Source organism: Streptomyces rubrogriseus, from assembly GCF_027947575.1.
Lineage (GTDB): Bacteria > Actinomycetota > Actinomycetes > Streptomycetales > Streptomycetaceae > Streptomyces > Streptomyces rubrogriseus.
Map to the genome: position 1 here is coordinate 3,673,154 of NZ_CP116256.1, position 23,507 is coordinate 3,696,660.

The window sequence follows — 23,507 nt, forward strand, 5'->3', positions numbered from 1 at the left end:
CGAGTCCCTGTTCTCCCCGTCCCCCCACGTGGAAGAAGGACGCCTCATGATTTGTCATGATCGCGCCAAGTGTGAACTCGCCGGCAGGACCCGACGGGCGACGACCCTCGTCGTCAGCACCTTGGCCGCGGTCCTGCTCACCCTGATCCCCTGGAGCGGCACCGCCGTCGCCCACGGCTCGGTCGTCGACCCCGCCTCCCGCAACTACGGCTGCTGGGAACGCTGGGGCGACGACTTCCAGAACCCGGCCATGGCCGACGAGGACCCCATGTGCTGGCAGGCGTGGCAGGACAACCCCAACGCCATGTGGAACTGGAACGGCCTGTACCGCAACGGCTCGGCCGGCGACTTCGAGGCGGTCGTCCCCGACGGCCAGCTCTGCAGCGGAGGCCGGACCGAGAGCGGACGCTACAACTCCCTCGACGCCGTGGGCCCGTGGCAGACCACGGACGTCACCGACGACTTCACCGTCAAGCTCCACGACCAGGCCAGCCACGGTGCCGACTACTTCCTGGTCTATGTCACCAAACAGGGCTTCGACCCCGCCACCCAGGCCCTGACCTGGGGAGACCTCCAGCAGGTCGCGCGCACGGGCAGCTACGGGCCCAGTCAGAACTACGAAATCCCGGTGAGCACCTCGGGACTGAGCGGCCGGCACGTCGTCTACACGATCTGGCAGGCCTCGCACATGGACCAGACCTACTTCCTGTGCAGCGACGTCGACTTCGGCTGACCCGCGCCACTCCCGTCCCCCCACCCCCGCCGGGCGCGCCCGCGTCCGGCGGGGACACCGGCCGTGACCGTCGGCCGAAGCGCTCCGCGACCGTCCCCGGTGCGGTATACGTCCCCCATGGACTACTACGACCTGGGCCGCCACGGGCGCCCGGTGACGACCTCGTCGCCCGAGGCCCAGCGGTGGTTCGACCGTGGGCTGGTGTGGACGTACGCCTTCCACCACGAGGAGGCGGTCGCCTGTTTCGAGGCCGCCGTCGCGGCGGACCCGGACTGCGCCATGGCCCACTGGGGCATCGCCCACGCACTCGGCCCCAACTACAACAAGCCGTGGGAGGCCTTCGACGCCGAGGAGCTGACCCGGACCGTCGACCGCACCCACGCCGCCGTCGAACGCGCCCACGCCATGGCCGGCCGGGCCACGGCGGTCGAGCGGGCCCTGATCGGCGCCCTGCGCGCCCGCTACCCGCAGGCGAGCGCCGTCGAGGACTGCTCGGTGTGGAACGCGCCGTACGCCGACGGCATGCGCGCCGTGTACGAACTGGCCCCCGACGACCTCGACGTGGCGACCCTCTACGCGGACGCCCTGATGAACCTGACCCCCTGGCAGCTGTGGGACCTGCGCACCGGGCTGCCGGCGGAGGGCGCGCGCACCATGGCGGCGAAGGAGGTGCTGGACCGTGCCCTGGCCGCGGAGGGGGGCCGAGACCACCCCGGCGTCGTGCACCTCTACATCCACCTGATGGAGATGTCGCCCACCCCCGAGGCGGCCCTCGCGGTCGCCGACCGGCTGCGCGGCCTGGTCCCGGACGCGGGGCACCTGCTGCACATGCCCTCCCACCTCGAAGTGCTGTGCGGCGACTACCGCCGCGTGGTGTCGGACAACGAGGCCGCGATCGCCGCCGACGAGAAGTGCCTCGCACGGTCGGGGGCGATGAACTTCTACACCCTCTACCGCGCGCACAACCACCACTTCAAGATCTACGGCGCGATGTTCCTCGGGCAGTACGAGGTCGCCCTGGACGCCGCGGCCCGCCTGGAGGCGTCCGTACCCGAGGAACTGCTGCGGGTGGAGAGCCCTCCCATGGCCGACTGGCTCGAGGCCTTCCTGGCCATGCGGGTGCACGTCCTGATCCGGTTCGGCCGCTGGGCGGACGTCCTCGCCCTGCCGCTGCCGGACGACCCGCGCCTGTACTGCGTGACGACCGCGATGCTGCACTACGCCCGCGGCGTCGCCCTCTCGGCGACCGGCCGGGTCGCGGAGGCGGAGACCGAACGCGATCTGTTCCGGGCGGCGGTCGACCGGGTGCCCGGGTCCCGCACGCTGTTCAACAACACCTGCGCCGACATCCTCGCCATCGCCTCCGCCATGCTCGACGGCGAGCTGGAGTACCGCAGGGGCGACCACACCGCCGCCTTCGCCGCCCTGGAGCGTTCCATCGAGCTGGACGACAACCTGCCCTACGACGAACCCTGGGGCTGGATGCAGCCCACCCGGCACGCCTACGGCGCCCTGCTCCTGGAACAGGGCCGGACCGCCGAGGCCGAGGCGGTCTACCGGGCCGACCTGGGCCTGGACGACACCCTGCCCCGCCCGCTCCAGCACCCCAACAACGTCTGGGCCCTGCACGGACTCCACGAGTGCCTGGTACGGCTCGGCAGGGCGGGGGAGGCGCGGATCGTGGCACAGCAGCTGCGGTTCGCCGCCGCCCTGGCGGACGTGCCGGTCGAGGCGTCCTGCTTCTGCCGCCTCGAGACCGCCCCGGCCGCCGGTGGCGACGCGGGCTGCTGTGCCACCGACCACTGACGCCGTCCGGCCGCTCCCCGGCCCAGGGCCGGAGGCGGAGCCGATGACGGAGACGGATCAGACGTTGACGCCGAAGTCCGCGGCGATCCCGGCCAGACCCGAGGCGTAGCCCTGCCCGACCGCGCGGAACTTCCACTCGGCGCCGTGCCGGTACAGCTCGCCGAAGACCATCGCGGTCTCGGTCGAGGCGTCCTCGGACAGGTCGTAGCGGGCGAGTTCCTGGTTGTTGGCCTGGTTGACGACCCGGATGAAGGCGTTGCGGACCTGGCCGAAGCTCTGGCCGCGGTTCTCCGCGTCGTGGATCGAGACGGGGAAGACGACCCGGTCCACCTCGGCCGGGACCCCGGCCAGGTTCACCTTGACCGCCTCGTCGTCGCCCTCGCCCTCGCCGGTGAGGTTGTCGCCGGTGTGCTCGACCGAGCCGTCGGGGCTGGTGAGGTTGTTGTAGAAGACGAAGTGCCGGTCCGAGAGCACCTTGCCCGACGTGTCCAGGAGCAGCGCGGAGGCGTCGAGGTCGTAGTCGGTGCCGGTCGTGGTGCGCACGTCCCAGCCCAGACCCACCAGCACGGCGGTCAGGCCGGGCGCCTCCTTGCTGAGCGAGACGTTGCCGCCCTTGGCCAGGGAAACTCCCACTGCGTTCTCCTTCGTCGCGTCCGTCGTGTTCCGTGTGTGCGTGCCAGCGTTCAATCTACAACACTGTAGAAGAAAGCTTTCTATACGATGTCGCTCCGGAAGACGATCGGCGGCGGAAGGAGGCGGGCCGTGACGGATGACCGGCGTCCGCGGCGACGGGGGCAGGGTGAGCTGGAGGCGCTGGTGCTGTCCGCGCTGCGCGAGGCGGACGGGCCCGCGACGGCCGGCTGGGTGCAGGAGCGCCTCGGCGGTGACCTCGCCTACACCACGGTGATCACGATCCTGACCCGGCTCCTGGAGAAGGGTGCCGTGAGCCGCGAGCGGGCCGGCCGGTCCTTCGCCTGGACGCCCGCCGCCGACCAGGCGGGACTGGCCGCCCGGAAGATGCGCAAGGTCCTGGACGCCGAGAGCGACCGGGAAGCCGTGCTGGCCAGCTTCGTCACCGGCCTCGACCCCGACGACGAACGGCTGCTGCGCGAAGTGCTGGGGCACGCGCGTGCCGCGGAGGACGGCTGACGCCGCATGGGAGTCTTCGTCTTCCTGCCCCTGGTCCTGCCGCTGACGGCGTGGCCGATCGCCAGGCTGGCCGAGCAGCACCTGCACCCGCGCACCGCGACCGGGCTGCTCACCGCCGTCGCCGTCGTGATGGCCCTGTGCAGCACGCTGTGCCTGGCCCTGGTGATGGTGGTCGGCACCGCGCAACTGCCGGGCAACCCGCTGCCCGACGGCTGGTCGGACCCGGAGGTGCGGGCGGCGGTGCCCTACGACGAGGTCGTCGGCAAGGCGGCGATCCCCGCGCTGTGCGCCGTGGTCGCGGCATCGGCGCGGACCCTGTGGCGGCACCGCAGGGTGCGCCGTGCCGCCCACCGCGCACTGGCCGGACTGCCGGACACCGGGGTGGCCGTGCTGCCGGACGACGTGCCCTACGCGTACGCGCTGCCCGGCGGACACCGCGACCGCGTGGTGGTGAGCACCGCCCTGCTCGACTGCCTCGAACCGGGGGAGCGGCGCGCGCTGTTCGCCCACGAACGCGCCCACCTCGCCGGCCGGCACCACCGCTTCCTGCTCGCCGTACGGCTGGCCGCGCTGGCCAACCCGTTCCTGCGCCCGCTCAGGACCGCCGTGTCCTACACGGCGGAGCGGTGGGCGGACGAGGCGGCCGCACGGACGGTCGGCGACCGGCGGACGGTCGCGACCGCGATCGGCAAGGCGGCCCTGGTCTCCCGCGGCACACCCGTCGCCACCCTCGCCGGTCTCGCGGCGCCCGGCCCGGTGCCGCGCCGGGTGGCGGCCCTGCTCGGGCCCGCCCCCGCGGTCCGCACCTGGCCCCCGGTCTTCACCTCGGTGGGTCTGGCGGCGTGGGCGGCGGCCGCCGGAACCGCCGTCTCGGCGATGTCGTCCGCGAATGCCGCCGTCACGATGTTCCTCATCCTGCGGGCCGCGACGCCGTTCTGACCGGTCCTCACTCCTTGACGGGTGTTGACGGGTGTTGACGGGCCGGAAGTCTCGCAGGCCACGGAAGTGCCGCCGCTTCTTCTTCACTCGATCGGGTGAGCGACCAATCCGGGCCGGGGCCCGCTCCGGATTCCCCGTGTGAGGGAAGAACCGAGACCGTGCCGGCAGCGAACCGGCGGCTGACCCCGGAACCGGGTCGGCCGGCCGCCACGTAACGGCACCGCGTACTCGGCGGCCCGCCGCACACCACTTCAGCTCCGCGTCACGACTTCGCGCCAACGCAGCCTTTGCGCTGCCCGTTTTCAGGGAGATCGTCCATGAACGCCCGTATCCGCCGCTCCGCCGTCGCCGTCGTCGCGGCCGCCGTCCTGCCCTTGTCCCTGGCCGCCTGTTCCGACGACGGCGACAGCGGTTCCTCGGACTCCGCGCAGGCGGCGTCGTCCGCCCCCGCGGCGACCGACGACCAGCCGGCCGACAGCTCCGGCGACATGGCGGGCTCCGACGAGCCGTTCGGCCCGGCCTGTTCCACGGTGCCGAAGGAGGGCGCCGGTTCCTTCGACGGCATGGCCAAGGACCCGGTCGCCACGGCCGCCTCGAACAATCCGGCCCTGTCCACGCTGGTGTCGGCGGTGAAGCAGGCCGGTCTCGTCGACACGCTCAACAACGCCGAGAACATCACCGTGTTCGCGCCCACCAACGACGCCTTCGCCAAGATTCCGAAGGCCGACCTGGACAAGGTCCTCAACGACAAGGAGATGCTCACCAACATCCTGACCTACCACGTCGTGGGCCAGAAGCTCGCGCCCGAGGACCTGGCGAACGGCTCCTTCGAGACCCTGCAGAAGTCCAAGCTCACCACCTCGGGCTCGGACGAGTCCTACCAGGTCAACGACTCCGCCAAGGTCGTCTGCGGCAACGTGAAGACCGCCAACGCCAACGTCTACATCATCGACACCGTCCTCATGCCGAAGAGCTGAGGCGCGAGCGGGCGTGGCGGCCCGAGGGCCGGGGGAGCGGGTCGGGCCATGGCCCGCCCCCCGGCGGGGTGAGGGGGCCGGGCGGAACCGGCCCCTGGGCGGCGTACGCCGTCCGAGAAGGCGTTCCGCCCGGTCGAACCCGGGTCCGTCCGCCGGGGCGACGGCGAGATCACGCGTACCGGCGCGGCCGGACCGCCCGCACGTGCGCTTCCCGGGAGCTGCCGGGCAAGCAGCCGGCCCGAGCGGCCGCCCGGGGCGTGCTCAGTCGTCCATCAGCCCGGCGGCGAGCGTGGCCCCCAGCTCCCAGCAGGCCTCCAGGTCGGCCTTGCCGGGCTCCCCCGTCGCGTTCACCGCGGGCGCCGCACGCTGCCAGCCGAGCCCGGTCGTGACCGACTCGATGCCGCGCACCGCGCCCGTGGTGTCGCTGCCCCCGTGCACGTAGTAGCCGAAGGGACGGCCGCGCGTTTCCTCCAGGCACGGGTAGTAGACCTGGTCGAAGAAGTGCTTGAGCGCACCGGACATGTAACCGAGGTTGGCCGGGGTGCCCAGCAGGTACCCGTCGGCCTCCAGCACGTCCACGGCCGTGGCCGCCAGCGCCGCCCGCCGGACCACCCGCACCCCTTCGATCTCGGGCGCGGTCGCCCCGGACACGACGGACTCCAGCATCGCCTGGCAGTTCGGCGACGGCGTGTGATGCACGATCAGCAAAGTGGCCACACCGGCAGCCTGCCGCCCGGCACCCCCCGACCGCAAACGGACACCATGGCGCCCGGGAGGTCCGCCGCCGACGGCCTACTCCTCCGGCGCCCCCGTCTCCGTCAGCTCTCCCTCGGTCAGCCGCAGCCAGCGGTCGACGCCGATCTCGCGCAGGAACCGCCGGTCGTGACTGACGACCACGAACGCACCCCGGTAGGAGTTCAGGGCGCTTTCCAACTGGCCCACGCCGACCAGGTCGAGGTTGTTCGTCGGCTCGTCCAGGAGCAGCAGGTGCGGCGCCGGTTCCGCGCACAGCACGCAGGCCAGCGTGGCCCGCAGCCGCTCGCCGCCGGAGAGCAGGCCGACCGGCAGGTGGGCGCGCGCACCCCGGAAGAGGAAGCGGGCGAGGAGGTTCATCCGCTCGGCCTCCGGCCGGCGCGGGGCGTAGGCGGCGAAGTTCTCGGCGACGGTGCGCTCGTCGTCCAGCAGGTCCAGCCGCTGGGAGAGGTAGGCGACCCGCCCGTCGGCGCGCCTGATGTCGCCGCCCTCCGGATCCAGGTCGCCGTCGACCAGGCGCAGCAGCGTGCTCTTGCCCGTGCCGTTGGCCCCGGTCAGCGCGATCCGCTCCGGGCCCCGGACCGTCAGGTCGACGCCCCGGTCCCCGAACACGTCCCTGTCGCCGAGCCGGATCCGCAGCCGCTCACCGAGGAAGAGGGTGCGTCCGGCGGGTACCCGGGTCTCGGGCAGGTCCAGCGTGATGCGCTGCTCCTCGCGCAGCGACCGCTCCGCCTCGTCCAGCCGTGCCTTCGCCTCACCGACCCGGTTGGCGTGGGTCTGCCCCGCCCGTCCCGCGGACTCCTGCGCCCCGCGCTTCATGTTGCCCGCGAAGATCCGGGGCAGCCCGGCGTTCTTGAGGTTGCGGGCGGCGTTGCTCGCCCGGCGGTCGGCGCGCTCGCGGGCCTGCTGCAACTCCCGCTTCTCCCGCTTCAGCTCCTGCTCGGCGTTGCGGACGTTCTTCTCGGCCACGTCCTGCTCGGCACGGACGGCCTCCTCGTACGCGGTGAAGTTGCCGCCGTGGAAGCGCAGCTCACCGCGGTCGAGCTCGGCGATGCGCTCCATGCGGTCGAGCAGCTCCCGGTCGTGGCTGACCAGCAGCAGGCAGCCGTTGTAGTCCATCAGGACGTCCTGGAGCCTGCCGCGGGCCGCCACGTCGAGGTTGTTGGTGGGCTCGTCGAGGAGGAGCACGTCGGGCCGCTTCAGCAGTTGGGCGGCGAGTCCGAGGGAGACGATCTGGCCACCGCTCAGCGTGCTCAGCCGCCGGTCCGGGGCGAGGGCGCCGAGACCGAGGCGGTCGAGCTGGGCGCGGGTGCGCTCCTCGATGTCCCAGTCGTCGCCGATGGTGGCGAAGTGCTCCTCGGACACGTCACCGGACTCCACGGCGTCGATGGCCCGGATCACGGCGTCGACGCCGAGGACCTCGGCCACGGTGAGGCCACCCGTCAGGGGCAGGGCCTGCGGCAGGTGGCCGAGGACGCCGGAGACCGTGACGGAGCCGCCGGTGGGCCGCAGCTCACCGGCGATCAGCTTGAGCAGGGTGGACTTCCCGGCACCGTTGGGGGCCACCAGGCCGGTGCGGCCCACGCCCACGGTGAACGACAGATTCTGGAAGACGGGGGTGTCGTCGGGCCAGGAGAAGGACAGGTCGGAGCAGCGGACAGCGGCGTCGGACATGAAGACGACCTCGTGGCGGTGAGGGGCAGCGAACAGAGCTCTGCCCGGAAAGGCGGAACGGGAAAAGGGGACGACGAAGGGGCCACTGCGACGGCGCTCGAACACGCCCGCTGCGGCCTACCGGAACCGGGTCTCACCCGGAGATGTCGTCGTCACCCACCATGTCCGCGACTCCCTCGCTGCGCGATCAACGTCGCCACCAGCCTAGCAGCCGGGCTCCCGCACCGGCCCGCGTGCCGCGTCGGACGAGGCGGGCGGCGCCGACCGCAGCACCGTCGGCCCGTCCGCCGAGAGGGCCCGGGCGAACAGCTCGCAGGGCGCCGCTTCCGGGGCGAGCAGGTGGGCCACCGCCGCGGTCGCGGTGCGGTGCCAGCGGGCGCGGTGACGCAGCATGGCGTGGTCGCCGTTCTCCAGCAGCAGCATGCCCGCCCGGGCCCCGGCGGCCCGGGCCCGGGCGACGTAGGCGGCCGACTCGCCGGGATCGGTGACGCGGTCCCGGCCGCCGTGCAGCACGAGAAGGGCCCGGTCCCGGAGCTGGGCGACGGGCTCCCCGGCGGGCACCAGGGCGCGAGCGCCACCACGCCGCGTACCGGGCCGGCGTCCGCCGCGCGCAGGGCCGCCCGGCCGCCCATGGAGTGACCGAGCAGCACCACCGGCACGTCGCCGACGAGGCCGTGCAGCTCGGCGAGGGCCCGCCGGGCGTCCCGCAGGGGGTCCTCGGCGGCGCCGTTCCAGCCTCGGTTGCGGTAGCGGACCTGGCCGAGGAGGACGTCGTCGCGGCCGGTGGCCGCCTCCAGCGCCCGCAGGAACGGGTGCATCCGCAGCGCCGCGAGCTGCCAGGGGCGCGCCGCGCTGCGGCTCTCCGCCCGGCCGCCGTGCAGCACCAGCACGGCCGCGCGCGTCCGGGGCGGCCGGCGCCTCACCCGCAGTGCCCCTGCCCTCGACGGATCGTCCTCCGCGCCCATGCCGGCCCCTTCCCTTCCGCTTCCTTCATCTCCCCGCAACCTGTGATCCGTTGCCGTGCCGCCCCGGGACCGGCGGTCGCCGAAACGGTCCTCGACGCCGTCCAATCCGCCCACCCCACGGCTCCGGATTACCCACGCAAGTGTCGATCACAGTGGGGTGGAGGTACAGCGAAATGCCGCGAGCGTCAGGCGAGGGAGCACGTCGCACGGCCGTCGTCGGCAGTGGAGTGGCGGGACTGACCGCCGCGTACGTACTGGGCCGCCAACACCGCGTCACCCTCTACGAGGCCGACGACCGCCTCGGCGGGCACGCCCACACCCACGACCTGACGGCGCCCGACGGCCGTGTCCACCGGGTCGACTCGGGCTTCATCGTGCACAACCACCGCACTTACCCGAACCTGTTGCGCCTCTTCGACGAACTCGGGGTCGCCACCCAGGAGTCGGAGATGAGCGTGTCGGTACGGTGCGAGGGCTGCGGCATGGAGTACGCCGGTGCTCGCGGCCCCGCCGGACTGCTCGCCCGCCCGCGCAACGCCCTGCACGGTCCCTACCTGCGCATGCTCGCCCAGGTGCCGCGGTTTCACCGCGCCGCCCGCAGGTTGCTCACCGAGGACGCCGACCGGGCCCTGACACTCGGCGGGTTCCTGGACCGCGAGGGCTTCTCGCCGTAATTCCGCGCCCACTTCATGACGCCCGTCGTCTCCGCCGCCTGGTCCTGCGACGCCGCCACGGCCCTGCGCTACCCGGCCGCCCACCTGTTCCGCTTCCTGCACCACCACGGCATGCTCGCCGTCGGCGGCTCCCCGGTCTTGCGCACGGTCACCGGCGGCTCCCGCTCCTACGTCGACCGGATCGCCGAGCGGCTGCCCGACGTGCGCACCGCCACCCCGGTCCGCACGGTGACCCGGCACGCGGACGGCGTGGACGTCACCGCCGCCGACGGCACCACCGACACCTACGACCACCTGGTGATCGCCGTCCACCCCGACCAGGCACTGGAACTGCTCGCCGATCCGACGCCCGGCGAGAAGGAGGTCCTCGGCGCCTTCCGGTAGCGGCGGCCGGGCAGGGCGACCCCGGACGCCGGACGCTGGTGGCGGCCCTGACCGGCGTATGGGGTCTGCGGCTGGCCGCGCACATCGCCCGGCGCGGCCGGGGCCACGGCGAGGACCCGCGCTACGACGCGATGCTGGCCAAGGCCCGCGGCAACCGGAACCTCTACGCCCTGCGCATGGTCTACCTGCTCCAGGGCGCCCTGGTGTGGCTGGTGTCGCTGCCGGTGCAGGCCGCCTCGTACGGGCCGGGGCCCCCGTCGGTCCTGGCCTGGGCCGGAGCGGTCGTGTGGACGGTCGGGCTGGCCTTCGAGGCCGTGGGGGACGCCCAGTTGGCCCGGTTCAAGGCCGACCCCGCCCACCGGGGTCGCGTCATGGACCGCGGACGGTGGAGCTGGACCCGGCACCCCAACTACTTCGGCGACTTCTGCGTCTGGTGGGGCCTGTTCCTGATCGCCTGCGACGCGGGCCCCGCGGCCGCCGCGGTGTCCGTCGTCTCCCCGCTGGTGATGAGCTTCCTGCTGATCGGCGGCAGCGGGAAGCGGCTGCTCGAGCGGCACATGGCGGACCGGCCGGGTTGGGCCGAGTACGCGGCGCGCACCAGTGGCTTCTTCCCACGGCCGCCGCGCCGGTCCCGGTCCGCGTAGGGCTCGGCCGGCGGGGGTGGGGGCCGCGGCCCCCACCCCGTCAGGCCGGCATGCCCAGCAGCGCGATCGGGTCGGAGGTCGGCTGCTTCGAACCGCCGGCCGGCTCGACCGTGATGCCCACACCCGCCGCACCGTCGACGGCGCCGTCCATCAGCACCGCCTGACTGGTGCTGCCGGGATCCATCAGGCCCGCCGAGCGCATCGTGCCGTGGTCGTCGAACCAGAGCTGGTACACCTTGCCCCGCGGCGGCTCGGCCATGCCGGAGGCCAGGAAGACCGCCCGGTCCTGGCGTTCGGAGACGACCAGCGTGCCGCTCGCCCCGTCCGCCAGCCGCGCCGTGCGGGACTCGGCGTCCGGCGCGGTCAGCACCCCGGCGAGGGTCTCGGCCCGCCGCTCGGCCTGCGCGGCCCGCTGCCCGGCGTCCTGGGCCCGCTCGTACTGCCACACCGCCGTGCCGCCGAGCCCCGCCGCGGCTGCCACGCAGGCCGCCAGCGCCCACCTGGCCAGGCCGCGTCCCCGGGACGCGACGCGGCGTGCCTTCTCCGCCGTGCCACCGCCCGGCGGGACCTGGCGCACCGTGGTGACGCGGTGCAGCACCCGGTCCCTGAGCGCGGGAGCGGGGGCGACCGTCGCGGCCAGCCCCAGCCGGGCCGTCGCGGCGGCGAACTCCAGGGCCTCCTGCTCGCAGGTGGCGCAGCCCGCCAGATGGCGTTCGAAGGCCGCCCGCTCGTAGTCGGGCAGCGCGTGCAGGGCGTAGGCGCCCGTCAGGCTGTGCAGGTCCTCGGTGCGCATCACGCGCTCACCCCCAGGCAGTCACGGAGCCGGATGAGACCGTCGCGCAGCCGCGTCTTGACCGTGCCGAGCGGCAGCGCGAGCGCCTCGGCCACCTGCCGGTAGGTCAGGCCGCGGTAGTAGGCGAGGGTCACGGACTGGCGCTGGATGTCGGTCAGGGTGCGCAGACAGCGCCGCACCTGCTCCCGCTCCAGACGGGACTCCACCTGCTCGGTCACCTCGTCGTACTCGGGTGTCCGGTCGAGCAGCGCCGCCCTGTGGTCACGGGCCGCGGCGGCCTCCACCGACCGCACCCGGTCCACGGCCCGCCGGTGGGCCAGGGTCAGGACCCAGTTGATCACCGTGCCGCGCTCCGGACGGTAGCGGGGCGCCGTGCGCCACACCTCCACCAGCACCTCCTGCGCGACCTCCTCCGACTGCGCCTGGTCGCGCAGCACCGCCCGGACGACCCCCAGCACGGACCCCGCCACCGCGTCGTACACGGCGGCGAAGGAGTCCTCATCGCCCAGGGCAACCTCCCGGATCAACTGCTGCAGATCGGGCTGGGACGATGGATTTCTGCCGATGTGTACGGCTTCCTTCACGACGGTTGCTCCAAAGAATGCGCGACGGGCGGGGGATGTCCCCGCGTAATCCGGAGCCGCGCGGCCTGCGGATTGGTCGCGGGCCGCGCGAAGTCGCGGTGATCTCGTCAAAAGCACACCCTCCCACGGGCCACAGGGGTACAGTGGCCGCGTTCGCGTTCGATCGTGCTCCACAGGAGCGGGAAGACAGGGAGGTGAGGTTGATGACCGTGCTCGACGCCGTCCTTCGCGATGCCCGGATGTCCCTCGTGGTCTCCCTCGCGTCCCGAGCGGCGGCCTGACCCCGCCTCCCACGAACGCAACCCGAGAAACGGATTCTCATTCCGCCATGTCCTCTTCCAGTTCTTCTTCCGGTTCTTCCTGGAACACCCGCGCCGAGACCGGCGCCGACGTCCCCGTCATCCGTGACATCGTCCGGGCCGCCTTCCCCACAGCGGAGGAAGCCGCCCTCGTCGACGCGCTGCGCGCCGACGCCGGGGCGTGGATCGTGGGTCTGTCCCTCGTCGCGGTGGACGGCACCGACCGGCCCGTGGGGCACGCCCTGATGACCCGCTGCCACATCGGGGACAGTCCGGCACTGTGCCTGGCGCCCGTCGCGGTCCGGCCCGAGCACCAGAACAGCGGTGCCGGCGCGGCCGCGGTCCGGGCCGCGCTCGTGGCTGCCGGGCGCCTCGGCGAGCACCACGTCGTCGTCCTCGGACACCCGGAGTACTACCCCCGCTTCGGCTTCGGCAGGGCCTCCGCCCACGGCATCCGGCTGAGCATCGACGTCCCGGACGAGGCCCTGATGGCCCTCACCCTGGACGCCGCCCACCCGCTGCCCGCCGGAACCGTCCGGTACGCGGCCCCGTTCGGCATCTGATCCGTCACGCCGGGTGGCGGCGGGAGCCTCTTCCGCCGCCACCCGGCATTTCCTCGACGCAACCCCTTGACCCGACGCCCGCGGTCCTTCACATTACTCGTTAATGCGCATTAGGTAATGCGCATTAACAGCTCCCGACAGAGCGACGGAGCAAGGAGAGGAGCGGTGGTGGCGAAGGAAGCCGCAGGGCGGGCGAGGCCGGGGAGGGCCCCCGCGCCGCCCGGTCGGCGGGCCCGGCCGAGGCAGGCCGAGGTGGCCAGGCTCGCCGGCGTCTCGCAGGCGACGGTGTCCCTGGTGCTGTCCGGGCGCGACCTCGCCACGGGCCGGCCGATCTCGGCGGAGACCCGGGCCAAGGTCCTGGACGCCGCCCACAGCCTCGGCTACGTCCCCGACCCGGCGGCCAGCCGGCTCGCCGCCGCCCGCAACAACCTGCTCGGCGTCTTCAGCTTCACCGCGACGTTCCCGACCGACGTCCGGCACTCGTACTACCCGTTCCTCGTCGGCGTGGAGCAGGAAGCCGCGGCGCAGGGCTACGACCTGGTGCTGTTCACCGGTTCGAGCACCGGGGGAGCGGGCGCCGGCGGTGCGGGCGCCCTCAACCGCGTACGGCTGGCGGACGGCTGCCTCTTCCTGGGCCGCCACGCCCCCTCGGACGAGCTGCGCCGACTGGTCGCCGACGACTTCCCCGTCGTCCACGTCGGCCGGCGCGACGAGCCGGAGGGCCTCGCCTGGGTGGGCGCCGACTACGTCAGCGCCAGCCGCGAGGTCGTCACCGCGCTCGCCGGGCTCGGTCACCGGCGCGTGCTCCTCGTCCGCGAGGACGACGACGCGCCCGCCTCCACCGACCGTGAACGCGGCTTCCTGGAGGGGCTCGCGGCGAGTGGTCTGCCCGCCGGACCCGAAGCCCTCTTCCGCTCCGGCGACCCGCGCGGCGACCTCACCGCCGACCGGGTCCGAGCCTGGGTGGCCGACGGCGTCACCGCCTTCGTCGCCGAGGAGACCGACACCGGCGCCGCCTGGCGGGCGCTGCGCGCCGCCGTCGACGCGGCGGGCCTCGACTGCCCCGGCCAGGTGTCGCTCGCGCTGCTCGGCAGCCCGCCCGCCGACCTCGCCGACGGACCGGAGCCGATGGGTTTCGACATCCCGCGCCCGGCGCTCGGCGCGGAGGCCGTACGGCTGCTCGCCACCCGCATCGCGGGCGGTCCCGCCGAGGGCACCCTCGTCGCCTGCGCCTTCAGGGCGGGCGCGACCGCCGGCCCACCGGCCGTCCCCTGAACCCACCCCACCCACAGAACCGACCGCACCACCCAAGGAGCAGCAGCGTGATACCGGAACCCGACATCCTCGTCGTCGGCGGCGGCCTCGGCGGCGTCGCCGCGGCCCTCGCAGCCTGCCGGGCCGGCCGCAGTGTCGTCCTGACCGAGGAGACGGACTGGATCGGCGGCCAGCTCACCAGCCAGGCCGTGCCGCCCGACGAGCACCCGTGGGTCGAACAGTTCGGCACCACCGCCACCTACCGACGACTGCGCGAGGGCATCCGGCAGTACTACCGCCAGTGGTACCCGCTGCGCGCCGAGGCCGCCGCCCTCACCGACCTCAACCCCGGCGCCGGCCGGGTCAGCAAGCTCTGCCACGAGCCGCGCGTCGCCCTCGCCGTCCTGGAGGGCATGCTCGCCCCGCACCGGGCGGCCGGACGCCTCACCGTCCTCACCGAGCACCGTCCGGTGGCCGCCGAGACCGACAACGATGTCGTACGGGCCGTCACCCTGGAGGACCTCCGCTACGGCACCCGCCGCACCGTCCCCGCCCGCTACGTCCTGGACGCCACCGAGACCGGCGAACTGCTGCACCTGGCCGGCGTCGAGCACGTCAACGGCGCCGAGTCGCGGGCCGAGTTCGACGAACCGCACGCCCCCGACCAGGCCCAGCCGGGCAACCAGCAGGGCATCACCGTCTGCTTCGCCCTCTCCCACCACGAGGGCGAGGACCACACCATCGACCGTCCCGCCGACTACGACTTCTGGCGCGACTACAAGCCCGACTTCTGGCCGGGACCGCTGCTCGGCTTCGAGGCCCCCGACCCGCGCACCCTGGAACCGGTGCCGCGCACCTTCGAACCCAACCCCGACCTCGACCCGCTGGCCGTCAGCGCCGACCAGAGCGCGGACGCGGGCGACAAGGAACTGTGGGGCTTCCGCCGCATCCTCGCCCGCAAGCTGCACACCGACGGCGCCTTCGACTCCGACATCACCCTCGTCAACTGGCCGCTCAACGACTACTGGCTCAAGCCCTACATCGGTCAGGAGGCCGAAGCCCTGCGCGAGGCACGGCAGTTGTCCCTGTCGGTGCTGTACTGGCTGCAGACCGAGGCGCCCCGCACCGACGGCGGCACCGGCTTCCCCGGACTGCGCCCGCGCCCCGACGTGACGGGCACCGCCGACGGCCTCGCCAAGGCGGCCTACGTCCGCGAGTCGCGCCGGATCAAGGCCGTCACCACCGTCACCGAGCACGACGTCTCCATCGACCTGCTCGGGCCCTACGGCCGCACCCGCCACCGCGACTCCGTGGGCGTCGGCAACTACCGCATCGACCTGCACCCCTCCACCGGCGGCGACGGCTACGTCGACATCGGCTCCGTCCCCTTCGAGATACCGCTCGGCGCGCTCGTGCCGCGCCGGGTGCGCAACCTGCTGCCGGCCGGCAAGAACCTGGGCACCACCCACATCACCAACGGCTGCTACCGCCTGCACCCGGTGGAGTGGAACGTCGGCGAGGTCGCCGGAGCCCTCGCCGCCCACTGCCTCGCCGAGGACGTCGAGCCGCACCAGGTGCAGGCCGAGGACAAGCGGTTCGAGGAGTTCGCCAGGGTGCTCGACCACGACGGCGTACAGCGTCACTGGCCCGACGTCAGGGGCTACTGAACGACCCCGCGCGGCGCGAGTTCGGGCGGGGCAGCACCACCTGCCCCGCCCGGTGACCGCCCGCGCGTGGACCGACCCAGCACAAGGAGGTGCCCGGACATGACCACCCACCGCATCCGCGTCGGCATCGACGTGGGCGGAACCTTCACCGACGCCGTGGCGGTCGACGCCACGACGCTCCGGCTCGTGGGCCAGGTGAAGGTCCCCACGAGCCACCATCACGAGGACGGTGTCGCACACGGCATCGTCGAAGCGCTCGACCGGCTGCTGACACAGACCGGACACGCACCCGCCGACGTGGCCTTCCTGGCACACGGCACGACCCAGGCTACCAACGCCCTGCTGGAGGGTGACGTCGCCACCGTCGGCCTGCTCGGCATCGGCACCGGTGGTGGGACGTACTTCACCCGCCGGCTCGCCACCCTCGCCAAGCTCGAACTCACCCCCGGCAAACGGCTCCCGCTGCACTACGCGCACGTGTCCGACCCCGAGGACGCCCCCGCCGTACGGGCCGCCGTCGAACAGCTCACGGCGGCGGGCGCCCAGGCCCTGGTCGCCAGCGAGCCCTTCGGCGTCGACCGGCCCGAGGGCGAGGAGGCGGTCGCCGACGCGGCCCGCGCCACCGGGCTGCCGACCACAGCCGCGCACGAGATCACCTCCCTGTACGGGCTGCGCAAGCGCACCCGCACCGCCGTCGTCAACGCGGCGATCCTGCCGCGCATGCTGGCCACCGCCGACCTCGTCGACGCCTCCATCACCAAGGCGGGCGTCACCGCCCCGCTGATGGTGATGCGCTGCGACGGGGGAGTGATGTCCCTGGACGAGATGCGGCGCAGGCCCCTGCTGACCGTGCTGTCCGGGCCGGCCGCCGGGGTGGCCGGCGCGCTCATGCAGGAACGCGTCAGCGAGGGCGTGTTCCTGGAGACCGGCGGCACCTCGACCGACATCAGCGTCGTCAAGCGCGGCAAGGTCGCGGTACGGCACGCCGTGCTGCTCGGCCGGACCTCCTACCTCAACGCCCTGGACGTCCGCACCGTCGGCGTCGGCGGCGGCTCCATGGTCCGGGTCTCCGGCGGCCGGGTCACCGGCACCGGACCGCGCAGCGCGCACATCGCCGGGCTGCCGTACGCCTGTTACGCCGACCCGGCCGACCTGCGGGACGCGAAGCTGACCACCATCAGTCCGCTGCCCGGCGACCCCGCCGACTACGCCGTCCTGGACGCGGCCGGCGGCCGGTTCGCCCTCACCATGACCTGCGCCGCCAACGCGCTCGGCCGAGTCCCCGAGGGCGACTTCGCCCACGCCGACCCCGACACCGCCCGCGCCGCGCTGGCCCCGCTCGCCGCCGCCCTCGGCACCGACGTGGACACCGCGGCCGCCCGGCTCCTGGACGCGGGCACCGACCAGGTGAAGTCCGTCGTGGACGACCTCGTACGCGAGTACCGGCTGGACACGGACACCGCCGTCCTGGTCGGCGGGGGCGGCGGCGCGGCGTCGGTCACCCCGCACCTGGCCGCCCGCACCGACATGACCGGCCGCATCGCGCAGCACAGCGAGGTCATCAGCCCCATCGGCGTCGCCCTCGCGCTGGTCCGCGAACAGGTCGAGCGGATCGTGCCGGGCGCCACCCAGGAGCAGATCCTCGCCGTCCGCGCCGAGGCCGAGCGCGCCGTGGTCGAACAGGGCGCCGCCGCTGACGGCGTCGAGGTCGAGGTCACCGTCGACCCGCAGACCAACGTCGTACGCGCCATCGCCACCGGCGCCACCGAACTGCGCACCCAGGACCGGGCCCACCGCGCCGACGACGCCGAACGCCTGCGACTGGCCGCCACCAGCCTCAAGACCGACCCGTCGAAGGTGCACGTCCTCGCGGGCACCCCGGCCCACACCGTGTACGGCACCGAGGTCCACCGACGCTTCCGGCCCGTCCGCCACCCGGTGCGGGTGGTCGACGCCGATGGGGTCGTCCGGCACCACGCGCCGGACGCCCGGGTCGAGGCGACCACCGTCGCCGCCGCCCCCGAGGTACTCGCCAAGCTGGTCACCGAGAACACCTCCTACGGCGACGGAGGCGTCCGTGCCCCCGCCGTACGGCTGCTGCTCGGCTCCCGGATCGCCGACCTCTCCGGCGTCCTGGACCCGCAGCCGCTGCTCGCCCTCGCCCGCAGCGAACTGCGCTCCCGCGCCGCCGACGAACCGGTGGTCGCCGTACTGGAGGTGCGCGAATGACCGTCAAGGACGCCCCCGCGCGGGCGGATCTCGCCGCCACCGACGACATCGGGTGGGCGGTGCGGCTGCTGGCCGCCACCCCGACCCACGAGCACCGCGACCCGGAGCTGCTGCGCCGGTGGGCGCGGGCGGCCGACGCGTTCGGCTCCGCCCTCGCACCCGTCGCGTGCGAGGCGCGGATCGTGGAGCGCGACGGCGGACTGGAACTCGGGCTGCTCGCCCGGTACACCTCCAGACCGCCCACCGTCGAGCTGTACACCGACACCATCGACCTCGCCGAACGGGTCGTCGACGCCCGCGGCTGGCGCGACTGGTACCCGCCCGGCTCCGTGCGGGCGGCCGCCCTCGCCCACGAGGCGGTGCACGTCCACCTCCACCACGGCCCCGCCAAGGCCGCACTGAAGCGCGCCCTGGGCCACAGCGCCCTGCGCCTGGGCCGGCTGCGCGTTTCCGGCCACGTCGCCGGGGCCGAGGAGGTGGCCGCGCACGCCTACGCCCGCACCGTCTGCGGACTCGGCCGCAGCCCCCTGCTGCTGACCGCCGCCCTGGCCGCCGAGGCCGAGGCCCGGTCCGGCTCCGCGAACGGGAGCAACCCACCACCCGCACGTGACGCAAGAAGAGAGAACTGACCCATGGGTGTCGTCATCCTCCTCGTCATGGCGGCCGGCGTCGCCGCGATGCTCACCCGCAAGCTCCCCACCGCCTTCGCGCTGGTGCTGCTGGCCGTGGTCATCGCCTTCCTCTCCGGCGCGCCCCTGACGGGCAAGAACAGCGTCCTGGACACGGTGCTCCAGGAGGGCGCCCCGGCGCTCGCGGCGACGATGGTCGCCATCATCCTCGGCTCCTGGCTCGGCAAGCTGCTCGACGAGACCGGCATCGCCGGCACCCTCGTCCGCAAGATCGTCGAGTTCGGCGGCGACCGGCCCACCGTCGTGGCCCTCGGTGTCCTCGCCGTCTCCGCACTCGTCGGCACCGTCACCGGATCGGCGCCGGCCGCGATGCTGGCCGGGATCATCGGCATCCCCGCGATGGTCGCGGTCGGCGTGCCCAAGGTGACCGCCGCGGGCACGGTGCTGATGGGCATCGCGGTCGGCGTCCCCTTCGAACTGCCGGTCTGGCAGTTCTTCTCCACCGCGCTCGACCTGCCGGTCGACACCGTCCGCGGCTTCATGGTGAAGCTCTTCCCGTTCGCCCTGGTCGCCGCCGTCGCCTACGTCGTGATCGAGAACCGGCGGCGCGGCACCGAGCACGCCTGGTCCCTCAAGTCGGTCTCCGCGCGCCCGGCCCCGCGCCGCGAACGCCTCGGCGACGCCCCCTGGTACGCGCTGCTCGCCCCGGTGATCCCGCTGGTCCTGGCCCTCGGCCTGGAAGTGGCCATCATCCCGTCGATGCTGGCCGGTGTGCTCTACGCGCTGGTCACCACCACCCGGCCCGGCGAGATGAACAAGCGGCTGCTGCGCACCCTGTACGGCGGCTTCGAGGTGGCCGCGCCGCCGCTCGCCCTGTTCGTGGCGATCGGCATCCTGCTCGCCGCCGTCAAACTCCCCGGCGCGGTGGACGCGCTGGAGCCGCTGATGAAGGCGGTCAGCCCGCAGAACCCGGTGCTGTTCGTCATCGTCTTCACCGTGCTGGTGCCGCTGTGCCTGTACCGCGGCCCGCTCAACGTGTTCGGGCTCGGCGCGGGCATCGCGGGCGTCCTCATCGCCACCGGCATCTACCCGGCCGTCGCCGTCCTCGGCATGGCCACCTCGTACAACCAGGTCTTCGGCGTCGCCGACCCGACCAGCACCCAGACCGTGTGGGCCGCGCAGTACGCGGGCGTCAGCCCGCAGCAGGTCATGGTCCGCACCCTGCCCTACGTGTGGCTGGTCGCCCTCGGCGGCATGTGCGTCACCGCCGCCCTGTACCTGTGACACATCCGTACGTGTGACACCCCCTCACCCAGGAGTCGACATGCACGAGCCGCACCTCGACCGCCGTCTCTTCCTGAAGGGCACGGCCGTCACCGGCGCCGCCCTCGCTCTGGGCGCCACCGCCGTGCCCACCGCCTCCGCCGCACCCGGCGGCTTCCCCGAGTACACCTACGTCCGCACCCTGCTGACGCCGTCCAAGCTCGCCTACAACCCCACCGGCGAGATCATCTTCCCGACCGTCCGAGGCGTCTACGACCGGCTGCCCGCGAGCGGCCGGCTGGGCCGCTACTACCTCTACTACGCCCCGCACGACGCCCCGGGCGGCATCTGCCTGGCCTACGGCGACTCGCTGGAGGGCCCCTTCACGGAGTACCCGGACAACCCGATCGTCTCCAACAAGTGGTCGCCGCACTACTCCGTCAGCCACGTCTCCTCGCCGCACGTGATGTGGCACGCCGGGCGGAAGGAGATGTGGCTGTACTTCCACGGCGAGAACACCACGACCAGGCTCGCCCGCTCCACCGACGGCATCCACTTCACCTACGACAAGGTCGTGCTGAACACCTCGATGCTGCCGTCCGGCACCACCGAGACCTCCTACGCGCGGGTCTTCCCGCACGAACTGACCTCGCGCGGCGCGCACTACGTCATGGTCTTCATGGTCAACAACACCACCAACCACCGTGACATCGGCTGGGGCTGGTCCGCCGACGGCCGCACCTGGACGTTCGCCCAGGAGCCCCTGGTGCGCCACGGCGACGTCGGCGCGGTCAACGTCGGCGGCCCGCACCTGCTGCACCGGAACAACAGCACGTACGTCGTCTACAACAAGGACAAGGAGAGCGGCGGCGACCTGATGATCACCGAGGTCGGCAACGACTTCTCCCGACGCGACCACCTCGGGGTCTTCTACAACTCCCGCTCCTCGGCACCGGAGAACGGCCGCGCGGCCTCCCCGTCCTTCGGCACCGACCGCGGCGTCCCGTACATGATCTACGAGGCGGGGGAGCGGCTGGCCGGTTCGATCGCGATGGCCCGCGGCTGACCCCGGTACGCCGCCGCACACGGCAGCGGGGCCGTACGTCCGGATCGGACGTACGGCCCCGCTGTCTTCCCGCCGGGTGCCTCAGGCGACGGGCGCCGGGTCCTTTTCGGTCGGCGCGGCGGGGCCCTCGCCGGACTCCTCGGCCAGGCGCTCCATGCCGCTGGTGGTCTTCAGCGGCTTCTCCTTGATGAACACGACGGCGACCAGCGCGAGCACCGCGAACGGCGTGGCGACGAGGAACAGGTCGGCCGTGGCGACGGCGTAGGCGTGCTCGATGATCGTCCGCAGCGGGCCGGGCAGCGTGGACATGTCCGGGACGCTGCCCTCGCCGGAGCCACCGCCACCGGGGGCGGTGATACCGGCGTCGCCGAGTCCCTTGGCCGTCTCGTCGGCGACCCGGTTGGCGAGGATCGCGCCGAGGACGCTGACGCCGATGGTGCCGCCCATGCTGCGGAAGAACGACAGCACGGAGGTCGCGGCGCCCAGGTCGGCGGCGGGCACGTCGTTCTGGGCGGCCAGCACCAGGTTCTGCATCAGCATGCCGACGCCGACACCCAGGATCGCCATGTAGAGGCTGAGCAGGCCGAAGTTGGTCTTCGCGTCGATCGTGGCCAGCAGGGCGAGGCCGACGGCCATGATGAACGCGCCCGCGACCAGGTACCGCTTCCACTTGCCGGTCCGGCTGATCACCTGTCCGGCGACGGTGGAGGACACCAGCAGGCCGAGGATCATGGGCAGGCTCATCAGACCCGCGACGGTCGGCGACTTGCCCAGGGAGATCTGGAAGTACTGCGAGAGGAAGACGGTCCCGCCGAACATGGCGACACCGACCAGGAGGCTGGCGACGGTGGTCAGGGTGACCGTGCGGTTCCTGAAGATGCCGAGCGGGATGACCGGCTCGGCGGTGCGGGCCTCGACGAACACCGCCGCGACCAGCAGCAGTACGCCGCCGCCCGTGAGGACACCGGTCTGCCAGGACGCCCAGTCGAACTCGTTGCCGGCCAGCGACACCCAGATGAGCAGGGCGCAGACACCGGCGACGATCAGGAAGGCGCCGAGCCAGTCGATGCGCACCTCGCGCTTGACCGTGGGCAGTCGCAGGGTGCGCTGGAGCAGGGCGATGGCGAGCAGCGCGAACGGCACGCCGATGAAGAAGCACCAGCGCCAGCCCAGCCACGAGGTGTCCACCAGGACACCGCCGACCAGCGGTCCGGCCACGGTGCCCACGGCGAAGACGGCACCGAAGATGCCGGCGTACTTGCCCAGCTGGCGGGGCGGGATGACGGAGGCCATCACGACCTGCGCGAGCGCGGTCAGACCGCCCGCGCCGATGCCCTGCACGACCCGGCTGAAGATCAGCAGCCCGACCCCGTGCGAGAAGCCGGCCAGCAGCGAGCCGACCACGAACATGCTCAGCGACAGCTGGAGCAGCAGCTTCTTGTTGAAGAGGTCGGACAGCTTGCCCCACAGGGGCACCGTCGCGGTCATCGCGAGCAGCTCGGAGGTGACGACCCACGTGTACGACGACTGGCTGGCGCCCAGGTCGGCGATGATCGTGGGCAGCGCGTTGGCCACGACGGTGCCGGCCAGGATCGCGACGAACATGCCGGCCATCAGGCCCGACATGGCCTGGAGTATCTGCCGGTGGGTCATCGAGGTGGGAGGCGCGTCGGCGGGCGCCTGGGTAGCGGTCACGGCATCTCTTTCGTGTGGTGGGGTCCTGAGGGGTCGCGAGCCCGGCGCGGAGGCTACGCGGAGGGTGCCGGGAGACCGGCGGCGAGGAGGGTGAACACCTCGTGGAAGACGTCGAGGAAGGCGGCTTCCTCCTGGTGGGCGGACCAGTGGTCCATGCTGGTGCGCACCGCGGCGCCCGCCACCGCGGCCAGCAGTCGCGGGTAGAGCCCCGGCCCGTCCCCGCCCGGGTCGCCGTCCCCGCGCAGGCGCAGGGCGATGGCGTCCGCCAGGTCGGCCTCGGCCGCCATGTGGGCCCCGACGCCGCGCGCCAGGAGGTGCGGTGAGGCGTGCAGGACCTCGGCGTGCAGCCGCCACAGCTCGTGCTGCTGTTCCGCCTCGGCCAGCTCCGCCGCCATGGCCTCGCGCAGGGCTGCCAGCGGGGAGAGATCGGCCGGTGCTTCCAGGACGGCGCGCCGCATGCGTGCGCCCGCGTCCGCGTCGATGACCACGAAGGCCTCGTCGCGGCTGTCGAAGTAGTTGAAGAAGGTGCGCACGGATACCCCGGCCGCGGCGCTGATCGCCTCGACGGTGACCTTCTCCGCCCCGTGTTCGGCGGCGAGACGCACCGCGGCTTCGGCCAGAGCGGCACGGGTGGCCCGCTTCTTCCGCTCCCGCAGACCGCCCCCCGCGGCACCCTTCTCCGACATAAGTTGCATGGTATGCAAAGATGCACGACATGCAAAATTGGCGGGCGCCGACCCCGTAAGGGATCGGCGCCCGCCGTCGTC

The 23,507-nt window shown here is 73.1% G+C and carries 19 protein-coding genes and 3 pseudogenes; 14 read left to right on the forward strand and 8 right to left on the reverse strand.

All coding sequences use genetic code 11. The features are described 5' to 3' along the window. Window positions 1–46: 46 nt before the first annotated feature. Together Sru02f_RS16835 and Sru02f_RS16840 are read left to right on the forward strand one after the other, a co-directional pair. On the forward strand, window positions 47–733 hold the full coding sequence (locus Sru02f_RS16835; protein WP_109030833.1) for a lytic polysaccharide monooxygenase auxiliary activity family 9 protein: 687 nt from the start codon (window positions 47–49) through the stop codon (window positions 731–733). 117 nt (window positions 734–850) lie between these two features. Continuing rightward, entirely contained in the window at window positions 851–2,539 is a 1,689-nt protein-coding gene (locus Sru02f_RS16840; protein ID WP_109030834.1) for a tetratricopeptide repeat protein, read from the forward strand. A 57-nt stretch (window positions 2,540–2,596) separates the two neighbouring features. Here Sru02f_RS16840 and Sru02f_RS16845 read toward each other — a convergent pair whose 3' ends face one another. Continuing rightward, window positions 2,597–3,172, reverse strand: coding sequence for a TerD family protein (locus Sru02f_RS16845; RefSeq protein ID WP_109030835.1), 576 nt, complete (start codon window positions 3,170–3,172; stop codon window positions 2,597–2,599). A gap of 87 nt (window positions 3,173–3,259) precedes the next feature. Here Sru02f_RS16845 and Sru02f_RS16850 point away from each other — a divergent pair, with 87 nt between their 5' ends. From Sru02f_RS16850 to Sru02f_RS16860, 3 genes are all read left to right on the forward strand, one after another. Then, entirely contained in the window at window positions 3,260–3,688 is a 429-nt protein-coding gene (locus Sru02f_RS16850) for a BlaI/MecI/CopY family transcriptional regulator (protein WP_011027265.1), read from the forward strand. Between the two features lie 6 nt (window positions 3,689–3,694). Continuing rightward, window positions 3,695–4,627 (forward strand): M56 family metallopeptidase, encoded by a 933-nt coding sequence (locus tag Sru02f_RS16855; RefSeq protein WP_109030836.1) that lies wholly within the window; start codon window positions 3,695–3,697, stop codon window positions 4,625–4,627. Window positions 4,628–4,944: 317 nt separating this feature from the next. Beyond that, entirely contained in the window at window positions 4,945–5,604 is a 660-nt protein-coding gene (locus Sru02f_RS16860) for a fasciclin domain-containing protein (protein WP_109030837.1), read from the forward strand. Between the two features lie 261 nt (window positions 5,605–5,865). Here the strand turns inward: Sru02f_RS16860 and Sru02f_RS16865 are convergent, their stop codons facing one another. From Sru02f_RS16865 to Sru02f_RS16875, 3 genes and pseudogenes are all read right to left on the reverse strand, one after another. After that, the gene (locus Sru02f_RS16865; protein ID WP_109030838.1) at window positions 5,866–6,321 is read right to left on the reverse strand and encodes a flavodoxin family protein; all 456 of its coding nucleotides are present in this window, start codon (window positions 6,319–6,321) and stop codon (window positions 5,866–5,868) included. A 75-nt stretch (window positions 6,322–6,396) separates the two neighbouring features. Beyond that, window positions 6,397–8,031 carry an ABC-F family ATP-binding cassette domain-containing protein gene (locus tag Sru02f_RS16870; protein ID WP_109030839.1) on the reverse strand — a complete coding sequence of 545 codons (1,635 nt, stop codon included), beginning with the start codon at window positions 8,029–8,031 and terminating at the stop codon, window positions 6,397–6,399. Window positions 8,032–8,235: 204 nt separating this feature from the next. Continuing rightward, window positions 8,236–8,996: pseudogene (locus tag Sru02f_RS16875) on the reverse strand (alpha/beta hydrolase). A 173-nt stretch (window positions 8,997–9,169) separates the two neighbouring features. On the opposite strand from Sru02f_RS16875, the pseudogene Sru02f_RS16880 reads away from it, so the two are divergent. Both Sru02f_RS16880 and Sru02f_RS16885 read left to right on the forward strand, forming a co-directional pair. Continuing rightward, window positions 9,170–10,051: pseudogene (locus Sru02f_RS16880) on the forward strand (NAD(P)/FAD-dependent oxidoreductase); the annotation flags it as partial. A 2-nt stretch (window positions 10,052–10,053) separates the two neighbouring features. Beyond that, window positions 10,054–10,698, forward strand: a pseudogene (locus Sru02f_RS16885) (DUF1295 domain-containing protein); the annotation flags it as partial. A gap of 40 nt (window positions 10,699–10,738) precedes the next feature. Here Sru02f_RS16885 and Sru02f_RS16890 read toward each other — a convergent pair. Together Sru02f_RS16890 and Sru02f_RS16895 are read right to left on the reverse strand one after the other, a co-directional pair. Next, window positions 10,739–11,491 carry an anti-sigma factor gene (locus tag Sru02f_RS16890; protein WP_109030841.1) on the reverse strand — a complete coding sequence of 251 codons (753 nt, stop codon included), beginning with the start codon at window positions 11,489–11,491 and terminating at the stop codon, window positions 10,739–10,741. Beyond that, window positions 11,491–12,075: a sigma-70 family RNA polymerase sigma factor gene (locus tag Sru02f_RS16895; RefSeq protein ID WP_109030842.1), complete on the reverse strand. Its 585-nt coding sequence runs from the start codon at window positions 12,073–12,075 to the stop codon at window positions 11,491–11,493. Before Sru02f_RS16895 ends, Sru02f_RS16890 begins: the two co-directional genes overlap by 1 nt. 328 nt (window positions 12,076–12,403) lie before the next feature. Here Sru02f_RS16895 and Sru02f_RS16900 point away from each other — a divergent pair, with 328 nt between their 5' ends. The 7 genes from Sru02f_RS16900 (at window position 12,404) to Sru02f_RS16930 (ending at window position 21,045) form a co-directional block, all read left to right on the forward strand. After that, window positions 12,404–12,937 carry a GNAT family N-acetyltransferase gene (locus tag Sru02f_RS16900; RefSeq protein ID WP_109030844.1) on the forward strand — a complete coding sequence of 178 codons (534 nt, stop codon included), beginning with the start codon at window positions 12,404–12,406 and terminating at the stop codon, window positions 12,935–12,937. A 117-nt stretch (window positions 12,938–13,054) separates the two neighbouring features. Continuing rightward, window positions 13,055–14,212, forward strand: a complete 1,158-nt coding sequence (locus Sru02f_RS16905) for a LacI family DNA-binding transcriptional regulator (RefSeq protein ID WP_244941769.1) — start codon at window positions 13,055–13,057, stop codon at window positions 14,210–14,212. A gap of 47 nt (window positions 14,213–14,259) precedes the next feature. Beyond that, entirely contained in the window at window positions 14,260–15,858 is a 1,599-nt protein-coding gene (locus Sru02f_RS16910; protein ID WP_109030846.1) for an FAD-dependent oxidoreductase, read from the forward strand. Between the two features lie 99 nt (window positions 15,859–15,957). Further along, window positions 15,958–18,087 carry a hydantoinase/oxoprolinase family protein gene (locus Sru02f_RS16915; protein WP_109030847.1) on the forward strand — a complete coding sequence of 710 codons (2,130 nt, stop codon included), beginning with the start codon at window positions 15,958–15,960 and terminating at the stop codon, window positions 18,085–18,087. After that, entirely contained in the window at window positions 18,084–18,716 is a 633-nt protein-coding gene (locus tag Sru02f_RS16920) for a hypothetical protein (protein WP_109030848.1), read from the forward strand. The genes Sru02f_RS16915 and Sru02f_RS16920 overlap by 4 nt, the downstream gene beginning before the upstream one ends. Before the next feature lie 3 nt (window positions 18,717–18,719). Next, window positions 18,720–20,000: a TRAP transporter large permease subunit gene (locus Sru02f_RS16925; protein WP_109030849.1), complete on the forward strand. Its 1,281-nt coding sequence runs from the start codon at window positions 18,720–18,722 to the stop codon at window positions 19,998–20,000. A gap of 40 nt (window positions 20,001–20,040) precedes the next feature. After that, a complete protein-coding gene (locus Sru02f_RS16930) occupies window positions 20,041–21,045 on the forward strand; it encodes a twin-arginine translocation signal domain-containing protein (RefSeq protein ID WP_109030850.1) in 1,005 nt (334 codons plus the stop codon). Between the two features lie 81 nt (window positions 21,046–21,126). Here the strand turns inward: Sru02f_RS16930 and Sru02f_RS16935 are convergent, their stop codons facing one another. Both Sru02f_RS16935 and Sru02f_RS16940 read right to left on the reverse strand, forming a co-directional pair. Then, on the reverse strand, window positions 21,127–22,698 hold the full coding sequence (locus Sru02f_RS16935; protein ID WP_244941823.1) for an MDR family MFS transporter: 1,572 nt from the start codon (window positions 22,696–22,698) through the stop codon (window positions 21,127–21,129). A gap of 95 nt (window positions 22,699–22,793) precedes the next feature. Next, entirely contained in the window at window positions 22,794–23,435 is a 642-nt protein-coding gene (locus Sru02f_RS16940) for a TetR/AcrR family transcriptional regulator (protein WP_109030852.1), read from the reverse strand. Window positions 23,436–23,507 lie beyond the last annotated feature (72 nt).

Bases quoted from the DNA above. Each gene is read 5' to 3' on its own strand.
- Sru02f_RS16870 (WP_109030839.1), bottom strand. From the start codon at position 8,031: ATGTCCGACGCCGCTGTCCGCTGCTCCGACCTGTCCTTCTCCTGGCCC.
- Sru02f_RS16835 (WP_109030833.1), top strand. From the start codon at position 47: ATGATTTGTCATGATCGCGCCAAGTGTGAACTCGCCGGCAGGACCCGA.
- Sru02f_RS16860 (WP_109030837.1), top strand. From the start codon at position 4,945: ATGAACGCCCGTATCCGCCGCTCCGCCGTCGCCGTCGTCGCGGCCGCC.
- Sru02f_RS16930 (WP_109030850.1), top strand. From the start codon at position 20,041: ATGCACGAGCCGCACCTCGACCGCCGTCTCTTCCTGAAGGGCACGGCC.
- Sru02f_RS16850 (WP_011027265.1), top strand. From the start codon at position 3,260: ATGTCGCTCCGGAAGACGATCGGCGGCGGAAGGAGGCGGGCCGTGACG.
- Sru02f_RS16900 (WP_109030844.1), top strand. From the start codon at position 12,404: ATGTCCTCTTCCAGTTCTTCTTCCGGTTCTTCCTGGAACACCCGCGCC.
- Sru02f_RS16940 (WP_109030852.1), bottom strand. From the start codon at position 23,435: ATGCAACTTATGTCGGAGAAGGGTGCCGCGGGGGGCGGTCTGCGGGAG.
- Sru02f_RS16915 (WP_109030847.1), top strand. From the start codon at position 15,958: ATGACCACCCACCGCATCCGCGTCGGCATCGACGTGGGCGGAACCTTC.
- Sru02f_RS16890 (WP_109030841.1), bottom strand. From the start codon at position 11,491: ATGCGCACCGAGGACCTGCACAGCCTGACGGGCGCCTACGCCCTGCAC.
- Sru02f_RS16840 (WP_109030834.1), top strand. From the start codon at position 851: ATGGACTACTACGACCTGGGCCGCCACGGGCGCCCGGTGACGACCTCG.
- Sru02f_RS16935 (WP_244941823.1), bottom strand. From the start codon at position 22,698: ATGACCCACCGGCAGATACTCCAGGCCATGTCGGGCCTGATGGCCGGC.
- Sru02f_RS16920 (WP_109030848.1), top strand. From the start codon at position 18,084: ATGACCGTCAAGGACGCCCCCGCGCGGGCGGATCTCGCCGCCACCGAC.
- Sru02f_RS16925 (WP_109030849.1), top strand. From the start codon at position 18,720: ATGGGTGTCGTCATCCTCCTCGTCATGGCGGCCGGCGTCGCCGCGATG.
- Sru02f_RS16855 (WP_109030836.1), top strand. From the start codon at position 3,695: ATGGGAGTCTTCGTCTTCCTGCCCCTGGTCCTGCCGCTGACGGCGTGG.
- Sru02f_RS16905 (WP_244941769.1), top strand. From the start codon at position 13,055: ATGCGCATTAACAGCTCCCGACAGAGCGACGGAGCAAGGAGAGGAGCG.